Annotated in this window: 23 protein-coding genes; 10 read left to right on the top strand and 13 right to left on the bottom strand. The window is 66.8% G+C overall.

Annotated features, from left to right (window positions below; genetic code table 11):
* Positions 1-55: 55 nt before the first annotated feature.
* The 9 genes from BJ987_RS12415 to BJ987_RS12375 form a co-directional block, all read right to left on the bottom strand.
* Positions 56-1,120: a metallophosphoesterase gene (locus tag BJ987_RS12415; RefSeq protein ID WP_209888438.1), complete on the bottom strand. Its 1,065-nt coding sequence runs from the start codon at positions 1,118-1,120 to the stop codon at positions 56-58.
* Between the two features lie 146 nt (positions 1,121-1,266).
* Positions 1,267-2,055 (bottom strand): alpha/beta fold hydrolase, encoded by a 789-nt coding sequence (locus BJ987_RS12410; RefSeq protein WP_209888435.1) that lies wholly within the window; start codon positions 2,053-2,055, stop codon positions 1,267-1,269.
* 138 nt (positions 2,056-2,193) lie between these two features.
* Positions 2,194-4,068 (bottom strand): DNA helicase RecQ, encoded by a 1,875-nt coding sequence (recQ, locus tag BJ987_RS12405; RefSeq protein WP_209888431.1) that lies wholly within the window; start codon positions 4,066-4,068, stop codon positions 2,194-2,196.
* A gap of 93 nt (positions 4,069-4,161) precedes the next feature.
* A complete protein-coding gene (ftsX, locus tag BJ987_RS12400) occupies positions 4,162-5,064 on the bottom strand; it encodes a permease-like cell division protein FtsX (protein ID WP_209888428.1) in 903 nt (300 codons plus the stop codon).
* A complete protein-coding gene (ftsE, locus tag BJ987_RS12395; protein WP_209888424.1) occupies positions 5,064-5,753 on the bottom strand; it encodes a cell division ATP-binding protein FtsE in 690 nt (229 codons plus the stop codon). Before ftsE ends, ftsX begins: the two co-directional genes overlap by 1 nt.
* 51 nt (positions 5,754-5,804) lie before the next feature.
* Positions 5,805-6,017 (bottom strand): Rv3103c transmembrane domain-containing protein, encoded by a 213-nt coding sequence (locus BJ987_RS12390; RefSeq protein WP_209888421.1) that lies wholly within the window; start codon positions 6,015-6,017, stop codon positions 5,805-5,807.
* Complete coding sequence (locus tag BJ987_RS12385) at positions 5,998-6,849, bottom strand: mechanosensitive ion channel family protein (RefSeq protein ID WP_209888418.1); 852 nt, start codon at positions 6,847-6,849, stop codon at positions 5,998-6,000. Before BJ987_RS12385 ends, BJ987_RS12390 begins: the two co-directional genes overlap by 20 nt.
* A gap of 216 nt (positions 6,850-7,065) precedes the next feature.
* On the bottom strand, positions 7,066-8,181 hold the full coding sequence (gene prfB, locus BJ987_RS12380; RefSeq protein WP_209888415.1) for a peptide chain release factor 2: 1,116 nt from the start codon (positions 8,179-8,181) through the stop codon (positions 7,066-7,068).
* Positions 8,182-8,335: 154 nt separating this feature from the next.
* Complete coding sequence (locus tag BJ987_RS12375; protein WP_209888412.1) at positions 8,336-9,193, bottom strand: helix-turn-helix domain-containing protein; 858 nt, start codon at positions 9,191-9,193, stop codon at positions 8,336-8,338.
* A 174-nt stretch (positions 9,194-9,367) separates the two neighbouring features.
* Between BJ987_RS12375 and BJ987_RS12370 the strand changes: the two genes are divergently transcribed.
* The 3 genes from BJ987_RS12370 (at position 9,368) to hisN (ending at position 11,294) form a co-directional block, all read left to right on the top strand.
* Positions 9,368-9,946: an NADPH-dependent FMN reductase gene (locus BJ987_RS12370; protein WP_209888410.1), complete on the top strand. Its 579-nt coding sequence runs from the start codon at positions 9,368-9,370 to the stop codon at positions 9,944-9,946.
* 44 nt (positions 9,947-9,990) lie between these two features.
* A complete protein-coding gene (locus tag BJ987_RS12365) occupies positions 9,991-10,434 on the top strand; it encodes a hypothetical protein (protein WP_209888408.1) in 444 nt (147 codons plus the stop codon).
* Between the two features lie 77 nt (positions 10,435-10,511).
* Entirely contained in the window at positions 10,512-11,294 is a 783-nt protein-coding gene (hisN, locus tag BJ987_RS12360; protein WP_209888405.1) for a histidinol-phosphatase, read from the top strand.
* Positions 11,295-11,298: 4 nt separating this feature from the next.
* Here hisN and BJ987_RS12355 read toward each other — a convergent pair whose 3' ends face one another.
* Together BJ987_RS12355 and BJ987_RS12350 are read right to left on the bottom strand one after the other, a co-directional pair.
* Complete coding sequence (locus BJ987_RS12355) at positions 11,299-11,808, bottom strand: GNAT family N-acetyltransferase (protein ID WP_307869584.1); 510 nt, start codon at positions 11,806-11,808, stop codon at positions 11,299-11,301.
* 113 nt (positions 11,809-11,921) lie between these two features.
* Complete coding sequence (locus BJ987_RS12350) at positions 11,922-13,352, bottom strand: glycosyltransferase family 39 protein (RefSeq protein WP_209888399.1); 1,431 nt, start codon at positions 13,350-13,352, stop codon at positions 11,922-11,924.
* Between the two features lie 899 nt (positions 13,353-14,251).
* Here BJ987_RS12350 and BJ987_RS12345 point away from each other — a divergent pair.
* Positions 14,252-15,646, top strand: a complete 1,395-nt coding sequence (locus BJ987_RS12345) for an acyl-CoA dehydrogenase family protein (protein WP_372446856.1) — start codon at positions 14,252-14,254, stop codon at positions 15,644-15,646.
* A gap of 33 nt (positions 15,647-15,679) precedes the next feature.
* Positions 15,680-16,900 (top strand): acyl-CoA dehydrogenase family protein, encoded by a 1,221-nt coding sequence (locus tag BJ987_RS12340; protein ID WP_209888395.1) that lies wholly within the window; start codon positions 15,680-15,682, stop codon positions 16,898-16,900.
* A gap of 54 nt (positions 16,901-16,954) precedes the next feature.
* On the opposite strand, the gene BJ987_RS12335 is transcribed toward BJ987_RS12340, so the two are convergent.
* Both BJ987_RS12335 and BJ987_RS12330 read right to left on the bottom strand, forming a co-directional pair.
* Entirely contained in the window at positions 16,955-17,419 is a 465-nt protein-coding gene (locus tag BJ987_RS12335; RefSeq protein ID WP_209888393.1) for a T6SS immunity protein Tdi1 domain-containing protein, read from the bottom strand.
* A 27-nt stretch (positions 17,420-17,446) separates the two neighbouring features.
* Entirely contained in the window at positions 17,447-18,238 is a 792-nt protein-coding gene (locus tag BJ987_RS12330) for a helix-turn-helix domain-containing protein (protein WP_209888391.1), read from the bottom strand.
* Positions 18,239-18,307: 69 nt separating this feature from the next.
* On the opposite strand from BJ987_RS12330, the gene BJ987_RS12325 reads away from it, so the two are divergent.
* The 5 genes from BJ987_RS12325 (at position 18,308) to BJ987_RS12305 (ending at position 22,471) form a co-directional block, all read left to right on the top strand.
* Positions 18,308-18,712 (top strand): DUF3224 domain-containing protein, encoded by a 405-nt coding sequence (locus tag BJ987_RS12325; RefSeq protein ID WP_209888389.1) that lies wholly within the window; start codon positions 18,308-18,310, stop codon positions 18,710-18,712.
* A gap of 65 nt (positions 18,713-18,777) precedes the next feature.
* Complete coding sequence (locus BJ987_RS12320) at positions 18,778-19,287, top strand: winged helix-turn-helix domain-containing protein (protein WP_209888387.1); 510 nt, start codon at positions 18,778-18,780, stop codon at positions 19,285-19,287.
* A gap of 103 nt (positions 19,288-19,390) precedes the next feature.
* Positions 19,391-20,125 carry an RNA polymerase sigma factor gene (locus BJ987_RS12315; protein ID WP_209888384.1) on the top strand — a complete coding sequence of 245 codons (735 nt, stop codon included), beginning with the start codon at positions 19,391-19,393 and terminating at the stop codon, positions 20,123-20,125.
* Between the two features lie 161 nt (positions 20,126-20,286).
* Entirely contained in the window at positions 20,287-20,739 is a 453-nt protein-coding gene (locus tag BJ987_RS12310) for a helix-turn-helix domain-containing protein (protein ID WP_209898262.1), read from the top strand.
* Positions 20,740-20,845: 106 nt separating this feature from the next.
* The gene (locus BJ987_RS12305) at positions 20,846-22,471 is read left to right on the top strand and encodes an acyl-CoA synthetase (RefSeq protein WP_209888380.1); all 1,626 of its coding nucleotides are present in this window, start codon (positions 20,846-20,848) and stop codon (positions 22,469-22,471) included.
* The last annotated feature ends 28 nt before the right edge of the window (positions 22,472-22,499 follow it).

Here is a 22,499-nt window from a genome sequence, read left to right as displayed (position 1 = left end):
CCCCGGCGGCCCCGGTGTTGCGATTCGGTGATGTTGCGGCGCAGGCGCGTTGCGATCAGGCCAGGCGGCGGCGGAACGCCTCGCTGCCCACGCCGGTGGCCGGGTCGACGGTGATCACGCGCAGGTCGACCGCGTTCGCCGACAGATCCATGACCATGAAGCCGAGTTCGTGATGGGTCTCGAACAGTGCCGCGTTGGGACCGGACCGCCCGGCGTTGCCGGAAGTCTTGGCCGCCGCGCCGGAGACGATCTGACGGGTGCCCTTGGATTCCGGAGTGGGCTCGAGCACCTGCAGGTCGTGATCGTGGCCGGAGAGGATGAAGTGCGCCTTGCCTGCCACGTGCTCCTCGAAGAAGCGCCGCACGTGCACGCCGTTGATCGGCTCGATGGACAGGCCCTCGTAGCGACCGGCGTTGCCGTGGCTGCCGTTGCTCAGATACGGGTGGTGGGTGCAGACGATCTTCCAGGTGGCCGATGACTCGTCCAGGGCGCGGTCCAGCCAGGCGCGCTGCTCGTTCATGAACGTGCCCTCGACCGCCCAGTAGTCCGACAGCAACGGCGGGATGTAGGCGGCGAGCGGGTTGAGGTCGAGGATGAAGAACTCCACCACCGGGTTCGGGCGGATCGAGTAGTAGCGGCTCGGCATCCACCAGCGCGGCGAGTGCGCGTGATATTCGACTTCGGTGTTGCCGCGCAGCAGCCAGCCGCCGTCACCGGGGAGGATGGAGCTGGTGTCGTGGTTGCCGAGCACCATCGCCCACGGGAAATCCAGTCCGGCATTGGGGTTTTCGAATTTGTCGGCGAACTGGACGTCGGTGGCGCTCGTGGGGCCGGATTCATAGATATTGTCGCCTAGGCCGAGCGCCAGGGCGAAGGGCTCGCGGCGGTGGAATGCACGGGCGGCGTCGGCGACGGCCCACTGGGTGCGGGTGCCGGTGCCCGCGTCACCGGTGATGAGAACTCGGACGCGCTGCCGATCGGTGGACAACGCGAACTTCTCGACACCCTGGGCGACCGGAACCGCTTGCGCTGGTGAGAGACCGACGAGCGTCGCGCTTGCCGCGACGGCCGCCGCACCGGTCAGCAGTTCACGGCGTCCGATGCCCTGCGCGCCACTCATTGCTGCCTCCTGCTGGTTCCGCGCGATCGCCACTCGCACATACTGGTCGATTGACCAATATGTGTCCAGCACCGCACCGGCCGTTCACGGCTTGTCCCCGTGGTGTTGTACCGCAACGACCGGAATTCGGCGGAGATTACCGAGCGTCAGCGAGTCGCGAGCACGAATTCGACAAGTTCCTTGGCCATCGGTTCCGGTGCCCAAGTGTGGTTCGCTCCGGGCATTTCCTTCTTCGTCGCGCCAGGGAGTGCTGCGACCAGGGAGTCGGCGGCCTCGTGCATCACCGGATAGGTCTGCTCACCCACCATCGTCAGGACCGGAACCCGGACGGTCGCCAGCAGTTCCGTGAGGGGTGCGGATTCGGCCCAGACGAGCGACTCGCCGTCGGCACGCAGGCTGCCGGCCTGCGCGACCAGGTCCGGGAATTCCGGTGACTGCCGCCATGTCTCGAAGAACTCCGGCGGCATGTCCTTCATGTAGTAGCGCATCGCGCCCTCCAGATCACCGGCATCGATGCGCCGGTCGACCTCCGCGGCCCATTCCCGGGCGCCGCTGTCCGGCGGGCCCAGCGGGGCTTCCCACAGCGCGAGCCCGGTTACCGCCAGCCCGCGCACGGCGGCAGCGAGGGCGAGGGAGCAGCCCGACGAGTGGCCACACAGCACAGCGCTGCCGCCCGCCGCTCCGATCAGGGCCGCTACGGCGGCCAACTCCCGGGCCAGATCGATCGGCCCGTCCACCTTGCTCTCACCGCGGCCGAGGCGGTCGTAGACGATGGTCGTAATGCCTTGCCGGGCAGCCAGTTCCGCGGTGGCGGTGGTGGTCGGATCGATAGCACGATACGGACCGGCCCCGGCGATGAAGATCAGCGCGGGGCCGGAGCCGCGCAGATCGTAGGCGACCCGGTCGCCGCGAGAGGTGGTCAGATGGTCACTCATGAGTCGGTCTCCTCGAGCGTTCGTCGGCGGCATTCGACCCCCGGATCCAGAGGTCCACTACCGGTAAAGACGTCGTCACGTCGGGAAACTCATCGAGCTGCGCTCCAGCCGTCGACCGGTCGGGCGACCACCGCAGCGCTACTCGGCCGCGAGGACCTCCAGCACACCCTCGCCGTATTTGGCCAGCTTCGCCTCACCGACGCCGCCGACAGCGCCGAGCTCGGACAGGCTCGTGGGTTTGCGCTTGGCGATTTCTCGCAGGGTGGCGTCGTGGAAGACCACATAGGCGGGCACACCCTGCTCCTTGGCCGTCGCGGCGCGCCACGCCCGCAACCGTTCGAACAGCGGCACGTCGGCGGCGGCGAGATCGGCGGCCGGTGCCTTGCCCGCCTTGGCCTTCGCCGCACGAGCGGGCTTCGGGGCGCGCTCGACCTCACGGCGCAATCGCACCTGGCGGCCGTCGAACAACACCTCGTTGCCGGCTTCGGTGAGGGTGAGCACCCCGAAATCGCCGTGCACCGCGAGCAAACCCTGCGCCAGCAACTGCCGCACGACGCCGCGCCATTCGATATCGCGCAGGTCGGTGCCGATACCGAAGACCTTCAGTTCGTGGTGATCGTATTGCAGCACTTTGGGATTCGACTTCCCGAGCAGAATGTCGATGACGTGCCCGGCGCCGAAGCTCTGCCCACGTTCGCGTTTCAGGCGCAGCACTGTGGAGAGCAGTTTCTGGGCGGGCACGGTGCCGTCCCAGGACTCGGGTGGGGCCAGGCAGGTGTCGCAGTTGCCGCACGGATCACCCTGCTGGCCGAAGTAGGCCAGCAGTTGGGTGCGGCGGCAGCTGACGGTCTCGCAGAGGGCCAGCATCGCGTCCAGGTGCAGTTGCAGCTGCCGGCGGTGCGCGGCGTCGCCCTCGGAGGAGTCGATCATCTTCCGTTGCTGCACAACGTCGTTGAGCCCGTACACCATCCACGCGGTGGACGGCAGCCCGTCGCGGCCGGCGCGGCCCGTCTCCTGGTAGTAGCCCTCCACCGATTTCGGCAAGTCCAGGTGTGCGACGAACCGCACGTCCGGCTTGTCGATGCCCATGCCGAAGGCGATGGTCGCCACCACCACCAGGCCCTCCTCCCGCAGGAACCGGGATTGATTCTCCGCGCGCGTGCGGTGATCCAGCCCGGCGTGATACGGAACGGCGGTGATGCCGTTCTCGGTGAGGAACGCCGCCGTCTTCTCCACCGAATTGCGGGACAGGCAGTAGACGATGCCGGCGTCGCCGGGGTGCTCGGCCTTCAGGAACTCGAGCAGCTGACGATCGGGGCGGTTCTTCGGTTCGATTCGATATTGGATATTCGGCCGGTCGAAGCTGGCGACGAACTGCCGCGCACCCCCGAGATCCAGCCGCTGCACGATCTCGTCGCGCGTCTTCGCCGTGGCGGTGGCCGTGAGCGCGATCCGCGGCACGTCGGGCCAGCGCTCGTGCAGCATGGACAGCGCCAGGTAGTCGGGGCGGAAGTCGTGGCCCCACTGCGACACACAGTGCGCCTCGTCGATCGCGAACAGCGCGACCTTGCCCCGATCGAGTAGCTGCGCGGTGGATTCCAGCCGCAATCGTTCCGGGGCGAGGTACAGCAGATCGAGTTCGCCGGCGACGAATTGCGATTCGACCAGCCGCCGCTCGTCCGGATACTGCGTGGAGTTCAGGAACCCGGCCCGCACGCCGAGCGCGCTGAGCGCGTCGACCTGATCCTGCATCAACGCGATCAGCGGCGAGACGACCACGCCGACTCCGGGACGCACCAGCGCGGGTACCTGATAGCACAGTGATTTACCGCCGCCGGTCGGCATGAGCACCAGCGCATCGCCGCCGGCGATCACCTGCTCGACGATCTGCTCCTGCTCGCCGCGGAAGCTGTCGTAGCCGAAGACGCGCCGTAGAACCTCTTGTGCCGCAGAGGGTTCCGCGCCTGCGGGGGCTTCACCGTCGGTCACCGTGGATGCTTCGGAGAGGGTCACCCGGCCCATCCTACGAGCGCTCCCCGGCGACCGCGCCCCCGTGGCGAAGGTCGACCTGGGGCGATGCCCAAGTTGTGCACATGTGGATAGAAATCATTCCCGCACGTAGTAGCGCAGCGTCGCATACGCCGTCACCGCCGCGACCAGCACGCCGATCGGCGCGATGGTCAAGGCGACCACGGCGATGTCGTCACCGGTGATGCGCGGGAACACATTGCTGTCGAACAACGGCCCGAGCGCCCGATCGATCACCAGCGGCCGCGCGATGAGTAGACCCGTGATGGCCAGCAGCGACCCGGCCAGCGCCGCGACCACCGCCTCCATCAGGAACGGCAACTGCGTGTACCACCGCGTGGCACCGACCAGCCGCATGATGCTGACCTCGGTCCGCCGGGTGAACGCCGCGATCTGCATCATGTTCGCGATCAGCAGCAGCGCCGCCAGAGCCATCACGATCGCCAGACCGAAGGCCGCGTTGCGCAATCCGTCGAACAACCGCAGCAGCCGGTCCACGAACTCACGATCGTTGGCGACCGTCCGCACACCCTGCCTGCCGTGGAAGGTCTCGTAGATGTGCTGGTACTGACTGCCGTCGGTCATCTTCACCCGCATCGACGCGGGCAGCGGGGTCTCCGAGATGTACTGCACCATCTCCGGCTGATCGGCGAAGAGCTTCTTCGCCTCCTCCAGCGCGGCCGCACGGTTGAGGAACTGCACACTCACCACGCCGTCGGTCTTCTTCATATCCGCCAGCAGCGATTTACACGGCTCGGCCGCGCAATCCGGATCACTGTCGGAGATGGTCTCGTCGAGGTAGAAACGCACCTCCAACCGGCCGGTGAAATACTGCTCGGTCTTGTCGGCCATCCGCACCGACAGCAGACCGCCGCCGAGCATGGCCAGCGACACCGCGGTGGTCAGGATCATCGCGACCGTCATGGTGACGTTGCGACGCAGACCGGTGAAAACCTCGTTGAACAGGAAGCTCAGCCGCATTACCGATCCACTCCGTAAACGCCGTAGGCGTCGTCGCGCACCATGCGGCCGCGGTCGAGTTCGATGACCCGCCTGCGCATCGCGTCGACGATGTTGTTGTCGTGCGTGGCCATCACCACGGTGGTGCCGACCCGGTTGATGCGCTCGAGCAGCATCATGATGTCGGCGCTGGTGTCCGGGTCGAGGTTGCCGGTCGGCTCGTCGGCCAGCAGCACCAACGGCCGGTTCACGAACGCGCGCGCGATCGCCACCCGCTGCTGTTCACCACCGGAGAGCTCATTGGGCAGCCGGTCCGCCTTGCCGCCCAGCCCGACCATGTCCAGGGTTTCCGGGACGGTGCGGTCGATGAACTGGCGCCGTTTGCCGATCACCTCCAGCGCGAACGCCACGTTCTCGTAGACGGTTTTCTGCTGCAGCAGCCGGAAGTCCTGGAATACGCAGCCCATTCGCTGGCGCAGTTTCGGGACCTTCCGTCCGGGCAGCCGATCGACCTGGAAGTCGGCGACCTGGATCTGCCCGGCGGTCGGCGCCTCCTCTTTGAGGAGCAGCCGCATGAAGGTCGACTTACCGGATCCGGACGGACCGATCACGAAGACGAACTCGCCCTTGTCCACCTGAACTGAAATGTCCTGGAGCGCGGGCCGCGTCGACGTCTTGTAGAGCTTGGTGACGTTCCGCATGGTGATCACGGGGAGCCAGTGTAGCCAGCAACGCCCGCGCATACACCCGGGGCGCAACAGCTATCGAGCAGCGGGCTCCGCCTTCTGCGAAGTAGACACGCTATTGACGAAGAAACCCGCGCCTGGCTGAGATGGTTCATCAGGCTTGACGAACAGCCATAGCGCGAACGTACCGACCCACGCCGCCATCAGGATCGCCGTGGACTTTCGCGGTTTCAACTCGGTGGTCTGCAGCGGGTTGAGCGAGGTCGGCTTACGAAGTTGAAGTTTCACTGATGCCCTCCCGTCGCAGCGCGGCGGCAACACGCACGCGCAGCTCACGACTGACTTCGAATTGCTTACCCGGCAACGTGCGGGCAACCATTCGGATGTTCATCTGGTCCACGGTGAGATCTTCGACGCCCATCACACTGGGTTCGTCGAGCAGGAGCGGTTCGAGCCTGCGGTCTCGATAGGCGTCCGCGCCCACCTGGTGCAAGATCTCGTTGATCCGCGTGATGTCGGCGCTGGCCGCGACCGGCACGTCGATCGCGGCGCGCGCCCAATCCTTGGACAGATTGGTCACCTTCACGATCTGACCGTTCGGCACGGTGATCACTTCGCCGTCGGCGTTGCGCAGCGTGGTGATCCGCAGCGTGACGTCCTCGACCGTACCCTCGGCCAGCTCCGCGGAGCCAGTAACCGAGATGCTCACCACATCACCGAAGCCGTACTGCCGTTCGGTGATCAGGAAGAACCCGGCGAGAATGTCCTGCACGATGCGCTGCGCACCGAAACCCAGGGCGGCGCCGAGCACCGCGGCGGGCGCGACCAGACCGGTGACCTGGAACCCGAGCCGGCGCAGCACCTCCATGCCGACCAGGACATAGACGATGGTCAGCACCACCCAGGTCAGCACCTGCGCCAGCGCATGCCGGTGTTTCGCCGCCTCGGTCCGGACCAGCGCGTCGCTGCTGCGGAAGCCGGCGTCGATCTTATTGGTGACCCGGTCCCTGATGAAGGTCGCGAATCGGCTGAACAGGATCGCGCCGAGAATCAGCAGGACGATCTCGAGCCCCTGCGATCGCAACCAGACCGTGGTGTCCGAGGCGATGCCGAGAGCCATCACCGCCCACCTCGCTGTGTTGGATTGGCGGTGTTCGCGGTGCCCTCCGTGGTTACACTCCGCTGCCGCCTCCGGGCCCAGCGCTCACCCCGCGGCAGCAGATTCGTACCATCCGTAACACGCACGCCAGACAGGCTACCGCGCAGCGCCGCGCGACACGAGCGCTGCGGCCCGGTAGCGAATTCGGCGCCGGATCGAAATCCAGCCAGCCGCAAGCTAATTCGCCTGCTCGCGCATACGCCAGCGAATACCCGACTCCACGAAGGCATCGATTTCACCGTCCAGCACCGCCGAGGGGTTGTTCACCTCGTAGTTGGTGCGCAAATCCTTCACCATCTGGTACGGGTGCAACACGTAGGAGCGCATCTGGTTGCCCCAGGACGCGCCCTCGTTGGTCTTGAGCGCGTCCATCTCGGCGCGCTCTTCCAGTCGCTTGCGCTCCAGCAGCTTGGCCTGCAGCACGCGCATGGCCGAGATCTTGTTCTGCAGCTGCGACTTCTCGTTCTGGCAGGTGACGACGATGCCGGTGGGGATGTGGGTCAGGCGCACCGCGGAGTCGGTGGTGTTGACGCTCTGACCACCCGGGCCCGAGGAGCGATACACATCGACGCGGATCTCGTTCTCCGGAATCTCGATGTGGTCGGTGGTCTCCACCACCGGCAGCACCTCGACCTCGGCGAAGGAAGTCTGGCGGCGGCCCTGGTTGTCGAACGGGCTGATACGCACCAGACGGTGCGTGCCCATCTCCACCGACAGGGTGCCGTAGGCGTAGGGCGCCTTCACCGCGAAGGTGGCGCTCTTGATCCCGGCTTCTTCGGCGTAGGAGGTGTCATAGACCTCGACGGTGTACTTGTGCCGTTCGGCCCAGCGGATATACATCCGCATCAGCATCTGCGCCCAGTCGGCGGCGTCCACGCCACCGGCCCCGGAACGGATGTTGACCAGCGCGTCGCGCTTGTCATATTCACCCGAGAGCAGCGTGCGGACCTCCATGGCCTCCACGTCGACGTGCAGCGCGGCCCGCTCGGCATCGGCGTCGGCGAGCGCCTGAACATGCGCGTGGCCCTCCTCGCCCTCGGCCAACTCGTAGAGGACCGGCAGATCATCGAGTCGCTGACGCAACTCCTCCACGCGCCGTAGCTCACCCTGAGCGTGCGACAGCTCGCTGGTCACCTGCTGGGCGTGGTCCTGGTCGTTCCACAGTTCCGGGTCGGCCGCCTGGTGTTCGAGCTCATCGATACGGCGGCGCAGTTCCTCGATGTCGAGGACCGACTCGACCGTCTTGAGCGTGGCGTCGAGTTCGGCGAGATCAGCGGAAACGTCAGGATGCACGATGGTCAAGACTAGCGGGCGCCGCGCCCCACCGGCTCTTCAGGCCGGGTGAGCGGATGCCGCGAGCGGTGTCTTCGGACTGTGCGTCGATTTCCCCATGAAACAAGGGTAGCGGCGGTCTGCCAGGGCTGGCGACCCCTTTTCCGCCCTACTTTCATGCGCTGACCACGCGCAGTGCGCCGGGCCGACGCCCGCTGAGCGTGTCCAGAGCGGTCGCGGTGGCCTCGTCGGCGGGGAGATAGACGAGTAATTGCTGGTCGTCGTCGGCGGAGAGATCGAGGGTTTCGTAAGTCAGGCGCAGTGCGCCCGCTCGCGGATGGTCGAGGCGGGTGGTGCCGGTCGCGGCTGCCAGGCTGGGCACGGTTTCGACCCGCCGAGTGAATTCCTCGCCCGCGAGGACGGTGAGTTCGTCGGCGAGGGCGGCGGCGGCCGGGTCGGTGCGAAAGGGGCCGTTCTTCAGGCCGGCGACCAGTTCGTCGGCCACGTGCGCCCAATCCGGATAGACCTCGCGAGCGCGCGGATCACCGAAGGCGAAGAGCAGCAGGTTGGCGCCACGCGGATCGTCGAGCAGACCGGTCGGAGCCATCAACCGGTGATAGCCCTCGGTGTAGGCGATGACCTCCCGCAATCGGTTGACCACGACGGCGGGTGCGGGCTCCAGGTGCTCGAGAATCGCGCGCACGGCCGGACGGACCTCGCGGTTCGGCTGCACGAAACCCATGCAGCTGAAGCCGGCGTCTACGGATTTGGTCAAGCGGTGCAGGTGAATTCGTTCGTTGGGAGTGAGATGCAGGGCGTCAGCGATCGCGGACAGCACCGACGGCGACGGTCTACGATCACGGCCCTGTTCGAGCCGGATGATGTATTCCACGCTGACGCCGGCCAAGGTGGCCAGTTCGGCGCGGCGCAATCCGGGAGTGCGGCGGCGTGGGCCGGCGGGCAGGCCGACCTTGGCGGGCGTGACCCCCTCACGGCGGCTACGCAGGAACAGGCCCAGCTCGTTGTCGCTCACTTGCCTCTCTCCTCCCCGTGCAGGTCACTCCCGCACGCTTCGAACTTAACAAGATCCGAGAGGCCGAAGGTGACCCTGTCACTACCACTCTCACCACGGTCTTCCTGGGGACCTTGCGAGGGCGCAGATTTGAGGAACGGCCGAACCCGCGGCCCACTCTCGAAGGAGCACCCCATGAAGCTCGCAGTGATCATCGGCAGCGTCCGCGAAGGCCGATTCGGCCCCACCGTGGCCGACTGGTTCGCCGAACAGGCCGCCGCGCACGGCGGATTCGACATCGACGTGGTCGACCTCGCCGACTTCGATCTGCCGCGGGATCTGCCGGCGATCCCGCCGATGATGGATCCCGGCGGGCCGCGCCCGGCCTCGGTCGCCGCGCTGGGTGAACGCCTAGCCGCCGCGGACGCGTTCATCATCGTCACACCCGACTACAACCGGGGCTATCCCGCCGTCCTGAAGGCCGCCATCGATTGGTATGTCACCGAATGGGATTCCAAGGCAATCGGATTCGTCGGGTACAGCGGTGCCAGCGGCGGACTTCTGGCCATCGAGGGCCTGCGTCAGGTTTTCAACGAGCTGAACGCCCACACGGTGCGTAACTATGTCTCCTTCCCGCGGTATTACCTGCTGTTCGATGCGGAAGGAAAACTGATCGACCCGACCGAGCCGAACGCCGCGGCCGCGGCCCTGCTCGATCAACTGCACTGGTGGGCCGCCGCTCTGACAGCGGCCCGCAACGTGGCGGTCGGGTGATCGGGGGCGTGCAGCACCGCGCGCACCGGGTTACCGTGGCCCGCATGGCCGATATCTATCCCGACGATCTCGCCGATACCGCCGTCGAAGTACTCCGGCGGCGGGCGAAAACCGCCGGGCTCCCCCTCGGCGACTACCTCCGACATGAGCTCATCGCTCTCGCCCGGCACCGCACCTCGATGGACACGGTGGTGGAGTTCTGGGACCGGCAGGGCTGGCCGGTCGACCCGACCGTCGACACCGGCGCGCTGGCTCTGATCCAGATCTACGACCTGCCCACCGACGTGGTCGCCGTATGGTGTCGCCGCGCGTACGCCGCGAAGCTGCCGATCGAGACATATGTCCGGCAGGAGCTGACCGCCTCGGCCCGCCGCGCGACGATCGGCGATGCGTTGGCGGAGTTCGCCGCGGTCAAAGAACGCCATCCGGAGCTGGACATCGACTTGGCGGCGGTCGCGGACGCTGTTCGGTACGCCAGGGCCTGGTAGCGCCGGTATCCGCGGGTCTCCCGGGTCCGCGCGTGCCGGGCGCCGCGGGGGCGATAGCGCCGGATAGGGTTCGGTTCGTGGCTGCGCACTCCTCTGACCTCGAACTTGCCCTGCGGTTGGCCGACGAGGCCGACTCGATCACCAAGGCCCGCTTCGGCGCGCTAGATCTGAAGGTGGATTCGAAGCCGGATCTGACGCCGGTCTCGGATGCCGACCTGGCGGTGGAGAAGGCGATCCGCGGGCTGCTCGAGCATGCCCGGCCCGGCGATTCGGTACTCGGTGAGGAATTCGGCGGCGATGTCGAATTCACCGGGCGGCAGTGGGTCGTCGACCCGATCGATGGCACCAAGAACTTCGTGCGTGGCGTGCCGATCTGGGCCACCTTGATCGCACTGCTGGAGGACGGCGTGCCGGTCCTCGGCGTCGTGAGCGCGCCCGCCCTGACTCGGCGCTGGTGGGCCTCAGCGGGCGCCGGAGCTTGGTCGGCCTTCGCTTCCGCTGCGGCGAAACCGATTTCGGTGTCGGCGGTCGGAGACCTCGCCTCGGCGAGCCTGGCGTTCTCCAGCCTTTCCGGTTGGCGCGATCGCGGCCTGCGCGAGAAATTCCTCGAGCTCACCGACGCGGTGTGGCGGGTTCGCGGCTACGGCGACTTCCTGTCCTACTGCCTGCTCGCCGAGGGCGCGGTCGACATCGCCGCGGAACCTGAGGTGTCGCTGTGGGATCTGGCTGCCCTCGACATCCTCATCCGCGAGGCCGGCGGCACCTTCACCTCGCTGGACGGTAAGCCCGGCCCGCACGGCGGCGACGCGGTCGCCAGCAACGGCCTGCTCCAGGATGAAGTTCTGCGTCGCCTGAGCTGACTCGCTAATCGAGATCCTTCTCGAAGAGGAACACCGTCGCGGTGCCTTGGAACTGTGGCGGTAGCGGCGCTTCCCGCACTTCGGTGAAACCCTGTGCGGTGTAGTACTTCCGGAGCACCGGGTTGCTGGCCGCGGCGTCCAGGCGCTGGCGGGTGATGCCCTGGGCGCGGGTGCGCTCGGCGCAGAACTGGATGATCCGGGCGCCGAGCTCACGGCCGCGCTGTTCCGGCGCGACCATCAGACCGTGGATGTATCCGGCTTCGGCGTCATCCTCGCCCCAGAACTCCGGATCACGCCAGATCAAGCGGACAGTCGCGATCAGCCGCCCACCTTCCCGCCAGAGGAACCACTCCCCGCGCGCCGCCTCCGCGGCGATGCGCTCGGCCGGGTACTCACCGGGCAGCCACTGCGCGATGCCGGCGTCGATCATCCACTGCGCCAGCCGATCTCGCAGTCCGGCGATATCCGCCGCGTCCGCGGGCTGAGCCATCACCATCGGGGCTGCCTCGACCACACCGCTCCTCTCGCCGACGTCCGATCGACAGTACCGCGCCCTGATGACACGGTGCCTGCGGATTCACACCGGTCAGCGCTGTGGTTGCCAAGGGTGGGCCGGTGCGGGCCTCGTCAGCCGAGGTGCTTCATCCCGGGCCAGAGATCGGGCCAAGGGGCGCGGAGGTTGCGGCAGACGAAGATCGGTTCGCCCTGTTCGTCGTTGTCGATGCCCAAGCCGTTGTCGACAGTGCCCGCAGGCCGGCAATCGGCGAACAGGCTGGAGAGGCGGCCGGAGTCGAGGCCGATGGTGATCACCTCGGCGGCGGTGTCAGGTGGCGGACCCCACCACCAGTAGGCGTTGTGGCCCGAGTGCGGGGCCGGCAGGTTGTAGTCCGCGCCGAAGCGTTCGATGGCGCCCGCCTCGCCGTAATTCGCGGTGAGGATGGAGAGGGAAGGGCCGAGATCATCACGCACTCCGCCGATCCGGCGCACGAACTCGGGCCAGCCGATGGTCTCTCCCGCGTCGTAGTTGACTGCGAGGACCGGGGAATCGTTCAACCCGGATACCGGCAGCACGGGTAGAAACAGCACCGCCGAGCCGATGGCGTTCAGTGCGAGCACCGAAGCCGTTGCGAGCCAAAGCATTCGCTTCTGCGCCAACCACTCGGCGAAGGGCACCGCGGCGGCGGCCAGCAGGATCGGATACATCCCGCCCAGGTAGTACGCCTTGCCGCCGGTCGCCAGGAAGACCACGAACAGCAGCACATAGTTCACCGGGAACGCGCGAAACCGGGGCGCACGCCACAACCGCCACAACCCGAACAGCCACAGCGGCACCAGCAGTGGGCCCATCAGGCCGAATTGCAAGATCACGAACTCGATCGGCGAATCCGAGGTCCCCGACGACCCGCCCGCGATCGCGCGGCTCAACTCCCACTGCGGCCACCCGTTGCTCGCCTGCCACACCAGGTACGGCAGCCAGATCAACCCCGCAACCGCGACGGCGAGCGGAAAGTACTTGGTGGCGAACACATTCCGCGGGCCGACCGCAACCAGCGCGACCGCGAGCGCCAGCACCGGGAAGATCAGCAGCAGCTTGTTCTGCAATCCGACACCGACCACCACTCCGATCACCAGCCACCAGCGCCGATCCGCGCCGTTCAGCACCTTCGACACCAGCAGACCGACAACCGACCACGCCGCCAGATCGAACACCGCGGTGCTCAACATGTGCCCCACCCCCAGCACCATCGCCGCCCCGGCCACCGCGCCGGCCGCCACAACCCGCGCCGCCCGTCCCCCACCGAACTCACGCGCCATCCACCCCGCGCACAACACCACGAGCGTCGCGGCGAGAATCGCCGGAACGCGCAGTAAAACCAGCGAATCCGGATCGATCGCGGACATGACCCGCGCGACGAACGGCGTCAACGGCGGCTGATCCGCATATCCCCAGTCCAGTCGCCGCCCCGCGGCAAGAAAGTACAACTCGTCCCGGTGATAGCCATAACGGTTCGCGAACGCCACCAGCACGGCAGCGAAAAACCCCGCCACCCAATACATTGCGCCACTGTCCCACACCCTCGCACAGCCCGCACCGGATCCGCAGGCCGCACCAAAACCACAATCCCCTCCGGAACCGCAGTGTTTTCGCTGCGGCGGACGGATTTCTCCAGCACCCACTCGACCGCTGCCCGCACGGCGGCAGGCCCGGGGCCGGGGCGTGCCCAGGTCGACGCCGACACCGACGTAGGCCACCGGGCCGCGATCGCGGGTTTGTCCGAACTGTCATCGGCGGCGATCAGCGGCGGCACACCGTGACTCAGCGCCTGTTGCACTCTCCCGTAGCCGCCACTGTCGTCGCCGAGCTCCACACAGTCGATGCCGCGCGCGGTGACCGCCGATCGAAACGCAGCGTTCGTGACAAAGCGAACGTCGTGCCCAGGCGGTCGCATATCGGAGGCCACAGACAGCATCGGGGACACATGTCCGCCCCGGCTGGCACCACAGCCCCACCAGAACCGTAGACCCCCACCAGAACTGTAGACCCACCGGAACCACAGCCCCCGACTAGCGCCACAGCCGCCACTAGGCCCACAATCCCCACCGGATCCACGGGACTCCACCGGGTCCATGGGTCCACACCAAATCCCCAGCGACAGCGCAGTCCGCACGATGTCCGCGATGAAACGATGTCCGTACAGACCGGGCTATCAGCGCTGGTCTCGTCGCAAACCCACATGCCTCTCGCCGCTCGGCGCTGTACCCCCGCATCCGACCCCTAGCGGCGCCGACCAGCGACTCCGCACTATTGCCGACCACAGCTGCCCCAGATGGGTCCCGTGAGCGCAAACAACGGCGTATGCTGCGGCTCGACGCAGTTCTTACCGAGGAGTAAGATAGCCTTACTCCGCAGTAAGATAGCTGGGACCAGACCTCACCCCACCCACCCGAGAAAACAGGTGATGATGAGTACTCGAGACAGCGCAACGACGCGACGTCAAGACACGTCCGCAGTCGGCCTCAGCCAGCCCAAGCGGGACTGGATGGGGGCGGCGATGCGCGTGATGACCACCCTTACCGGGTCGGAGCTCGCCGAGAAGTACAACCTGCGCAAGCCGATCGAGCGAGTCACCTACGAGGGCACCAAGACCGGTTTCCGCACCCTGGGCGCCGCGACCCGCGCGTTCAACAAGGTCGCCGGCGGCGGTGCGCCGAAGCGGTTGCCGGAGAACGAGTCCAAGAAGAAGGACCTGTTCGACATCACCCCCTCGGACGAGCAGCAGATGATCGTCGAGACGGTGCGGGAATTCGCCGCCGAGATCCTGCGGCCCGCCGCCTACGACGCCGATGCCGCCGCCAAGGCCCCGCGCGACCTGCTGGAGCGCGCCGCCGAACTCGGCATCACCCTGATCAACGTGCCCGAAGAGCTCGAGGGCGCGGCTTCGGAGCGGGGTGCGGTCACCAATTCGATGGTCGCCGAGGCGCTCGCGCACGGCGATATGGGTTTGGCGTTGCCGATCCTCGCGCCCTCCGGTGTCGCGGTCGCGCTGGCCCAGTGGGGCACCGACGCCCAGCAGAAGACCTACCTCCCCGCCTTCACCGGCGAGAACGTGCCGCAGGCCTCGGTCGTGATCAGTGAGCCGCGCGCCCTGTTCGATCCGTTCGCGCTGCAGACCAAGGCCACTCGCTCCCCCAGCGGCTACCGTCTCAACGGCGTGAAGTCCCTGGTGCCCGCCGCGGCGGACGCGGAACTATTCCTGGTCGCCGCCGAACTCGACGGCCGCCCGGCGATCTTCGTCGTCGAGTCGGACGCCCCGGGTCTGGTCGTGGAGGCCGACCCGAGCATGGGCCTGCGCGCCGCGGGCATCGGCCGCCTGATCCTGAACAATGTCGCCGTCGGCGGCGACGCCATCCTGGGCGACGGCGACGCGAAGTCCCGCGCCGAGGATTACGCCGATGCGGTGCGTCTGGCGCGCCTGGGCTGGGCATCTCTGGCCGCGGGCACCGGCCAGGCCGTGCTCGACTACGTCATCCCCTACGTGAACGAGCGCGAGGCGTTCGGCGAGCCGATCTCGCACCGGCAGGCGGTCGCGTTCATGGTCGCGAACATAGCCATCGAACTCGACGGCATCCGGCTCGTGACTCTGCGGGGTGCGTCACGCGCGGAGCAGGGTCTGTCGTTCGGTCGCGAGGCCGCGCTGGCTCGCAAGCTGGCCACGGACAAGGGTATGCAGATCGGCCTGGACGGCGTGCAATTGCTCGGCGGTCACGGCTTCACCAAGGAACACCCGGTCGAGCGCTGGTACCGCGATCTGCGGGCCGTCGGCGTCGCCGAAGGTGTCGTGCTCATCTAAACCGGCCCGTTCCTTACTCCAGGAGACTTTCCCATGATCAACCTCGAACTCCCCAAGAAGCTGCGGGCCAGCGCCAACCAGGCGCATCAGGTCGCGCAGGAGATCTTCCGCCCGATCTCGCGCAAGTACGACCTCGCCGAGCACGAGTACCCGGTCGAACTGGACACCATGGCCGCCATGGTCGAGGGCCTCGCCGATTCGGGCACCCAGAAGATCGGCGGCGCCGCGGGCGGCCGTTCCGATGAGGACGAGCACGCCACCGAACTCCTCGGCAACAGCAACGGCGGCAATATGTCCGCGCTGCTCAACGCCCTGGAAACCTCCTGGGGCGATGTCGGCCTGATGCTGTCGATCCCCTACCAGGGCCTGGGCAACGCCGCCATCGCCGCGGTCGCGACCGACGAGCAGCTGGAGCGCTTCGGCAAGGTGTGGGCCGCGATGGCGATCACCGAGCCGTCCTTCGGTTCCGACTCGGCCGCGGTCACCACCACGGCGGTGCGCGACGGCGACGAGTGGGTGCTCAACGGCGAGAAGATCTTCGTCACCGCCGGCCAGCGCGCCACCCACATCGTGGTGTGGGCGACCGTGGACAAGAGCCTCGGCCGCGCGGCGATCAAGTCGTTCGTCGTGCCGCGCGACGCTCCGGGTCTGTCGGTGGCCCGGCTCGAGCACAAACTCGGCATCAAGGCCTCCGACACCGCGGTGCTGCTGCTGCAGGACTGCCGGATCCCCGCCGACAATATTCTCGGCAGCCCCGAGGTGAACGTCGAGAAGGGTTTCGCCGGGGTCATGCAGACCTTCGACAACACCCGTCCGCTGGTGGCCGCGATGGCCGTCGGTGTCGCCCGCGCCGCCCTCGAGGAGCTGCGCGCGATCTTGACCGCCGCCGGCGTGGAGATCTCCTACGACACCCCGCCGAACAACCAGCACGCCGCGGCCGCGGAATTCCTGCGCATGGAGGCCGACTACGAATCGGCCTACCTGCTCGCGCTGCGCGCCGCCTGGATGGCCGACAACAAGAAGCCGAACTCGCTCGAGGCTTCCATGTCCAAGGCCAAGGCGGGCCGCACCGGCACCGACGTCACCCTCAAGGCCGTCGAACTGGCCGGCGCCATCGGCTACTCGCAGCACTCGCTGCTGGAGAAGTGGGGCCGCGACTCGAAGATTTTGGACATCTTCGAGGGCACCCAGCAGATCCAGCAGCTGATCGTGGCCCGTCGCGTGCTCGGTAAGACCAGCGCCGAGCTGAAGTGACGCCGCACGGCTAGAACGAGAAACCGGTGCGAGCCCTGGGCTCGCACCGGTTTTCTATTCGATGACCAGCAGTTCTGGGTCGACTTCGGCGCCGGGTGGGAGGTCGGCGACGCGTGCGTGGATTTGGCCGGCCACATTGAGAGCCGACACGAAATCGTTGACCTGGACGTTGCCGACCTCGAGTTCGCCGCCGAGAATGGGCGGCTGGGCGAAATCGTAGACTTCGTGCTCGGCGGGGACGAGGCCGGTCTCGGCGATTTGGGCCGCGAGGGTGGCCAGCAGGTATTGCTCCATGCCGTCGGCGGTGTCCAGGTCTTTTTCCAGGTCGTCGGCGTTATCCCAGGGCCTGGTCAACTCCCCGTTGAGGGTGTCGAGCCACCACAGGCCTTCCTCGGAGTCGAAGAAGACATCGCCGAATAACGACGTGCACAGCGGCGTCTTGCCCGCCAGGCCGATCCATTCCCAGGAGGCGAGGGCGGACTCGAATTGTTCGGTCGTGAACGACTTGATCAATTCCACGACCACACCCTACAGATGTTCGCCGGATCAGCCACGGTAGGTGGCCGGAGGTCGGCCTGTCGCGGATTTGAAGTCCCGCGCGAAATGCGCCTGATCGGCATATCCGAGTTCGGCGGCCACGGTGGCCAGGTCCGCATCGGCGCTGTCCAGGCGCTGGGCCGCCTCGTGCAGGCGGTAGCGCTGAATAACCCATTTCGGCGATACGCCGACCAGATCGCGAAACAACTTCTGCAGCGTGCGTTTTCCCATTCCGAAACGTGCGGTGACATCGTCGACCCGCAGGATCGTGCGATCGGCGGATACTTCGTCGACGATCTCGTTGACGAGCGCGACAGTGCGGGCGGGCTCGGAAATATGCTGGCGGACAAATTCTTCCGATAATTCCTTTCGCGCCGCCGTATCCGGGGTGGCGGCGATTGTCGCCGCGTAGCGATCGGCGGCGGCACCGAAGATCTCCGTGCCCGGCACCACGCGGTCGGTGAGTGCCGCGACGGAGCGTCGCACCAGCGGATGAAACCCGGCGGGGCGGAATGTGGTACCGAAGATATCGCCGCAGCCGCTGAGCCGCTGGCTGAATTTCCCGCGGAGTACTCCGTGTACGCGACAGCGCCCGTTCTCGACCACCAGAATCACCGCGGGATGCGAAAGCACTTCGACCACATAGGGATCACGTTCCCGCAGATCCCAGTGCACGGCCCAATGGTGCGCGACGATGTCGGCAAGAGCCGGGCACGCCGGGATGAGCGATTCCCGGTACAGGCCGTCCCCGGCCCGGGGATCGAGCAAACCACGCGGCGGAGTGTCCGTGGTCGGGTCCATCGCACCATTGTCGCGTGCGTTCGCGTTTGTTCAAGACCACGTCGCGGCGGTCGAAATAGCGTCGAGCATATGAGCGAAAACAAGGCGACCGGCACCATCGAATCGAAGTCCTGGGACCAGACCGAATACGCGGACGCCGGGGCCGGTGTACCGAAACTGGCGACCGCCCAAGGCTTCGACGTCTACCGGGGCGACTTCGAGGGCGAGGCGCACTGGCAGGGCCTGATGTGCGCCTTCACGGACGGCAGCGGCACATTCGACAGCCTGCAACGCACCACCGGCACGCTGGACGGACGGTCCGGGAGCTTCGTCCTGCGGATGTCCGGGACATTCGCGGCGACCGGCGACTCCCGAGCCGACTGGTCGGTGGTGCCCGGCTCCGGCACCGGAGAGCTGGCCGACATCTCCGGCACCGGCGGCTACGTGTCCAGCGCCGGCGCCACCACCTACACCCTGGTCTACAGCTTGCCCTGACCAGCGGCGATAGGGGCGGAAAGAAACTGTTGCCCGAAGGTACGTAGTTTCGTAATGTCGTACAGGTGAGTCTGGCAGAACGCGTCACGGAGCTGGAGCGGCGGCTCGCGAAACTAGAAGCGGCGCAAGCGGTACCGGTGCGGATCGCCGTTCCGGCGGACGAGGAATCATGGGCGTTGCACCGGCTGAAGCAGGAGTACGCCGCGGCCGACGAGCTGAACGGGGGTGTGCTGTTCACCGGGTCGGTGCGCCTGCCGCCCGGTGAGCAGTACGGCTGGCAGACCATGTTCAGCACCGACGACTTGCTGCTGGACGATGCCGACGAGGCCGCCGAATGCCTTGCCGCACTGGGCAGTCCGGTACGCCTTCGACTGCTGCGAGCGATTCTGGCCGGTCGCCGCACCGCCGCCGAACTGGCCAGCCTCCCCGAGGTGGGCACTTCCGGCCAGATCTACCACCACCTGCGCCAGCTGGCTGCTGTCGGTTGGCTACACACCGCGGGGCGTGGCCGATTCGAGGTGCCCGCCAATCGGGTCGTGCCACTCCTGGTCGCTTTGGCCAGCTCACGGCGCTGACGACGCCTGCAGTCGATTTCTATTTGCTCAATCGTTGCGACACAGGGGGTTACACCACCGCACCCGCCTATTACTGTGAAAAAGCCGTGCAGGAGGTGGTGGGGTGGCCAACGACGCGCAAGAACCAGCCGCGGGCAGACCCGGGCAGCTCGATCCCTTGATCGAGTGCGCCGAGCATGAACTTTTCGATGTGGTCAGCGCGACCGGTTTCCGCGGGCCCGCGTGGGACGTCCTCGCGGACCGGCTGGTCCGGTACGGATTGGTGGTGCTGACGGCCTGGCTACGGTCAGGGCACATCTTCGCCGAGACGAACGCGCTGGGACGCGATCTGTGCCCGTCTGTCCAGGAACGGGAACTGGTCGCGGTCCGGCTCAGCGAGGATCTGGCGAACGACGCGGTCTCGGCCGCGCTGGCCAGTTTCCAGCGAAAGGCGTTGGCGGGCAATGGTTGGCGCAAGGACGGCGGTGCGAGCCTGTCGGCCTATTTCGTGCGCGCGTGCCTGTATGCCTTCATCGACGCCTTTCGTAAATACCGGCGCACCGGTGAGCTGTCGGCGACCGGCATCGGTACCGATCCCATCGTCGCGGGCGACTATCGCGAACCCGCGTCCGGCCCGGATTTCACCGAATCGGTGGTGAATCGGGCCGTGCTGTACACCCATCTGGCCCAGCTGACCGAACGGGACCGAAACATGGTGTGGGGCAAAGCCTCCGGCTATACCGCCGCCGAGATCGCGGGTCTGTTCGACTGGCCCAGCGCGAAAGCGGTGGAACGCCGTTGGGCGCGCCTGCGACTGGAGTATGCCTGGATCAATCGGCTCGCCGGGAAGGAGCAGTGATGACCGACGACAATGTGCCGGAGACCACCCGGATCACCGAGCTCATCGAACAGTCCTCGCTGGGTGTTTCGCCCACGCGGACAAGGGAATTGGAGATAGGCGACGACCGGGTCCACGCGCTTCGGGCGCGAGCCGAGGCCTTGGCGGAGGCGCATGCCGTGATCGCCTTCCTCGACGACTACCCCGTCTCCACGGCGGAGGTCACCTTCAGCCGGCGTTTGAACAAGCTGTTCGAAACGGTCCGCCCGCCCGGACGCACAGCGCACACCAATGCGGAGGTCGCCGCGGCCTTGACAGCGGCGGGCCACCCGATCTCCAAACCCTATCTGTCGCAACTGCGTTCGGGCCGCCGCAGAAACCCTTCGGACGAAACCGTGGCGGCGCTGGCCCGCTTCTTCAAGGTGAAACCGGACTACTTCTTCAACGACGCCTACGCGCGGAAGGTCGACCACGACCTGGAGTTGCTGGCGCAGTTGCAGGGCTACGGTTTGCGCCGCCTGTCGTCTCGGGCTTTCGACCTGTCCGAGGAGTCGCAGAGCCTGCTGACCAGCATGGCGGAGAAGCTGCGCGCGAGCGAAGGACTGCCGGACATCCCGGCGGATGGAACAGAGTGAAACCCGACAGAATCAGATGAATGTGACCTAGGCTACGCACTGCTACGGTGTCGGCAATTATGCCGGGGCGAGAGCCTCGCGAGATTTGGCAGTGGAGGGTGTACGCATGAAGGTGGCGCACGCGCTGGAAGTTGTGAAAGCGCTGGGGGTTCTTCGAAAGAGAGGGGTCACCGATCCGCGCAAGCCGCTGGAATCGTTGAAGACCATCAAGGATTCGCAGGTCTTCGGCCCGCAAGCCACCGCGATCCGGCATTCCGCCCGCGTCGTGCCGGACAACCCCGCGTTGGCCGACGAGCGCGGCGAGCTCACCTACAAGCAGCTCGACGACCAATCCAACGCCATCGCAAGGGGTTTGAAAGCCGCCGGGCTCACCGAGGGCATGGTGATCGGCGTCCTGGCCCGCGATCATCGCGGCCTGATCCTGTCCATGGCCGCGGCGGGCAAGCTCGGGGTGCGCATCGCCCTGATGAACACCGGTTTCGCCAAACCGCAGTTCGCCGAGGTCTGCGCCCGGGAACAGGTCAAGGCGGTGCTGCACGACAGCGAGTTCCTCGGGCTGCTCGACGCGCTCCCCGCGGATATGCCGCGCTACCTCACCTGGGTCGACGAGGGCACCGAATTGCCCGCCGGTTCCCAAACTCTCGATGACCTGATTGCCGCCAATTCCATCGAGGAACTGCCCGCACCGAAGAATCCGGGCGGCTTCATCATCCTCACCAGCGGCACCACGGGCCTGCCCAAGGGTGCGCCGCGCAGCAAGATCACCCCGGTCGCCCCCGCGCAGCTGGCGGACCGCATCCCGTTCCCGAACCGGGGCACCCAGGTAATCGTGTCGCCGATCTTCCACAGCACCGGCCTGGCCACCTGGATGCTCGCCGGCTCGATCGGCAACAAGGTGGTCGTGCGCCGCCGCTTCGACGCCGAAGCCACGCTGAAGATGATCGCCGACCACAAGGCGGAAATGCTGGTCGCGGTGCCGACCATGCTGCACCGCATGGTCGAACTGCCCGCGGAGGTTCGCGCCAAGTACGACCTGTCCTCACTCAACTGCATTCTGCTGGCCGGTTCGGCGCTCGCACCGGAACTCTGCGTCAAGGCCACGCAGACTTTCGGCCCGGTGCTCTACAACCTGTACGGCTCCACCGAATGCGCGGTCGCGACGGTCGCCAATCCGGAGGAGCTGGCGCTGTCCCCCGGCACCGTGGGCCGGGCGCCGGTCACCTGCGAGGTTCGCCTCTACGACGACAACGACAAGCAGGTCACCGCGATCAATACGACCGCGCGCATCTTCATCCGCTCCGGTGCGCCGTTCGAGGGCTACACCGACGGGCGGCACAAGCAGATCATCGACGGCTACATGTCCAGCGGCGATGTCGGTCACTTCAACGAGCACGGCCTGCTCATGGTGGACGGCCGCGACGACGACATGATCGTCTCCGGCGGCGAGAACGTCTTCCCGCAGGAGGTGGAGAACCTGCTGCTGGAGCGACCGGACGTGTTCGACGCCGCAGTCATCGGCGTGGACGACGTGGAGTTCGGCAAGCGGCTGCGCGCCTTCGTCGTCCCGGAGCCGGGTCACAGCCCGGTCGCGGAAGAGATCAAGGCGTACGTCCGCGACAATCTGGCCCGCTACAAAGTGCCCCGCGATGTGGTCTTCCTCGATGATCTGCCGCGTAACCCGACCGGCAAGCTGCTGCGCCGCGTCCTGGTGGAATACGACGTCACAGCGTAAAAACACCGTCGAAGGCCCCGTACCTGGC

Source organism: Nocardia goodfellowii, assembly GCF_017875645.1.
GTDB classification, from domain to species: Bacteria; Actinomycetota; Actinomycetes; order Mycobacteriales; family Mycobacteriaceae; genus Nocardia; species Nocardia goodfellowii.
The sequence above is the reverse complement of the archived record's forward strand: the minus strand, read 5'-3'. Positions and strand labels throughout refer to the sequence as shown.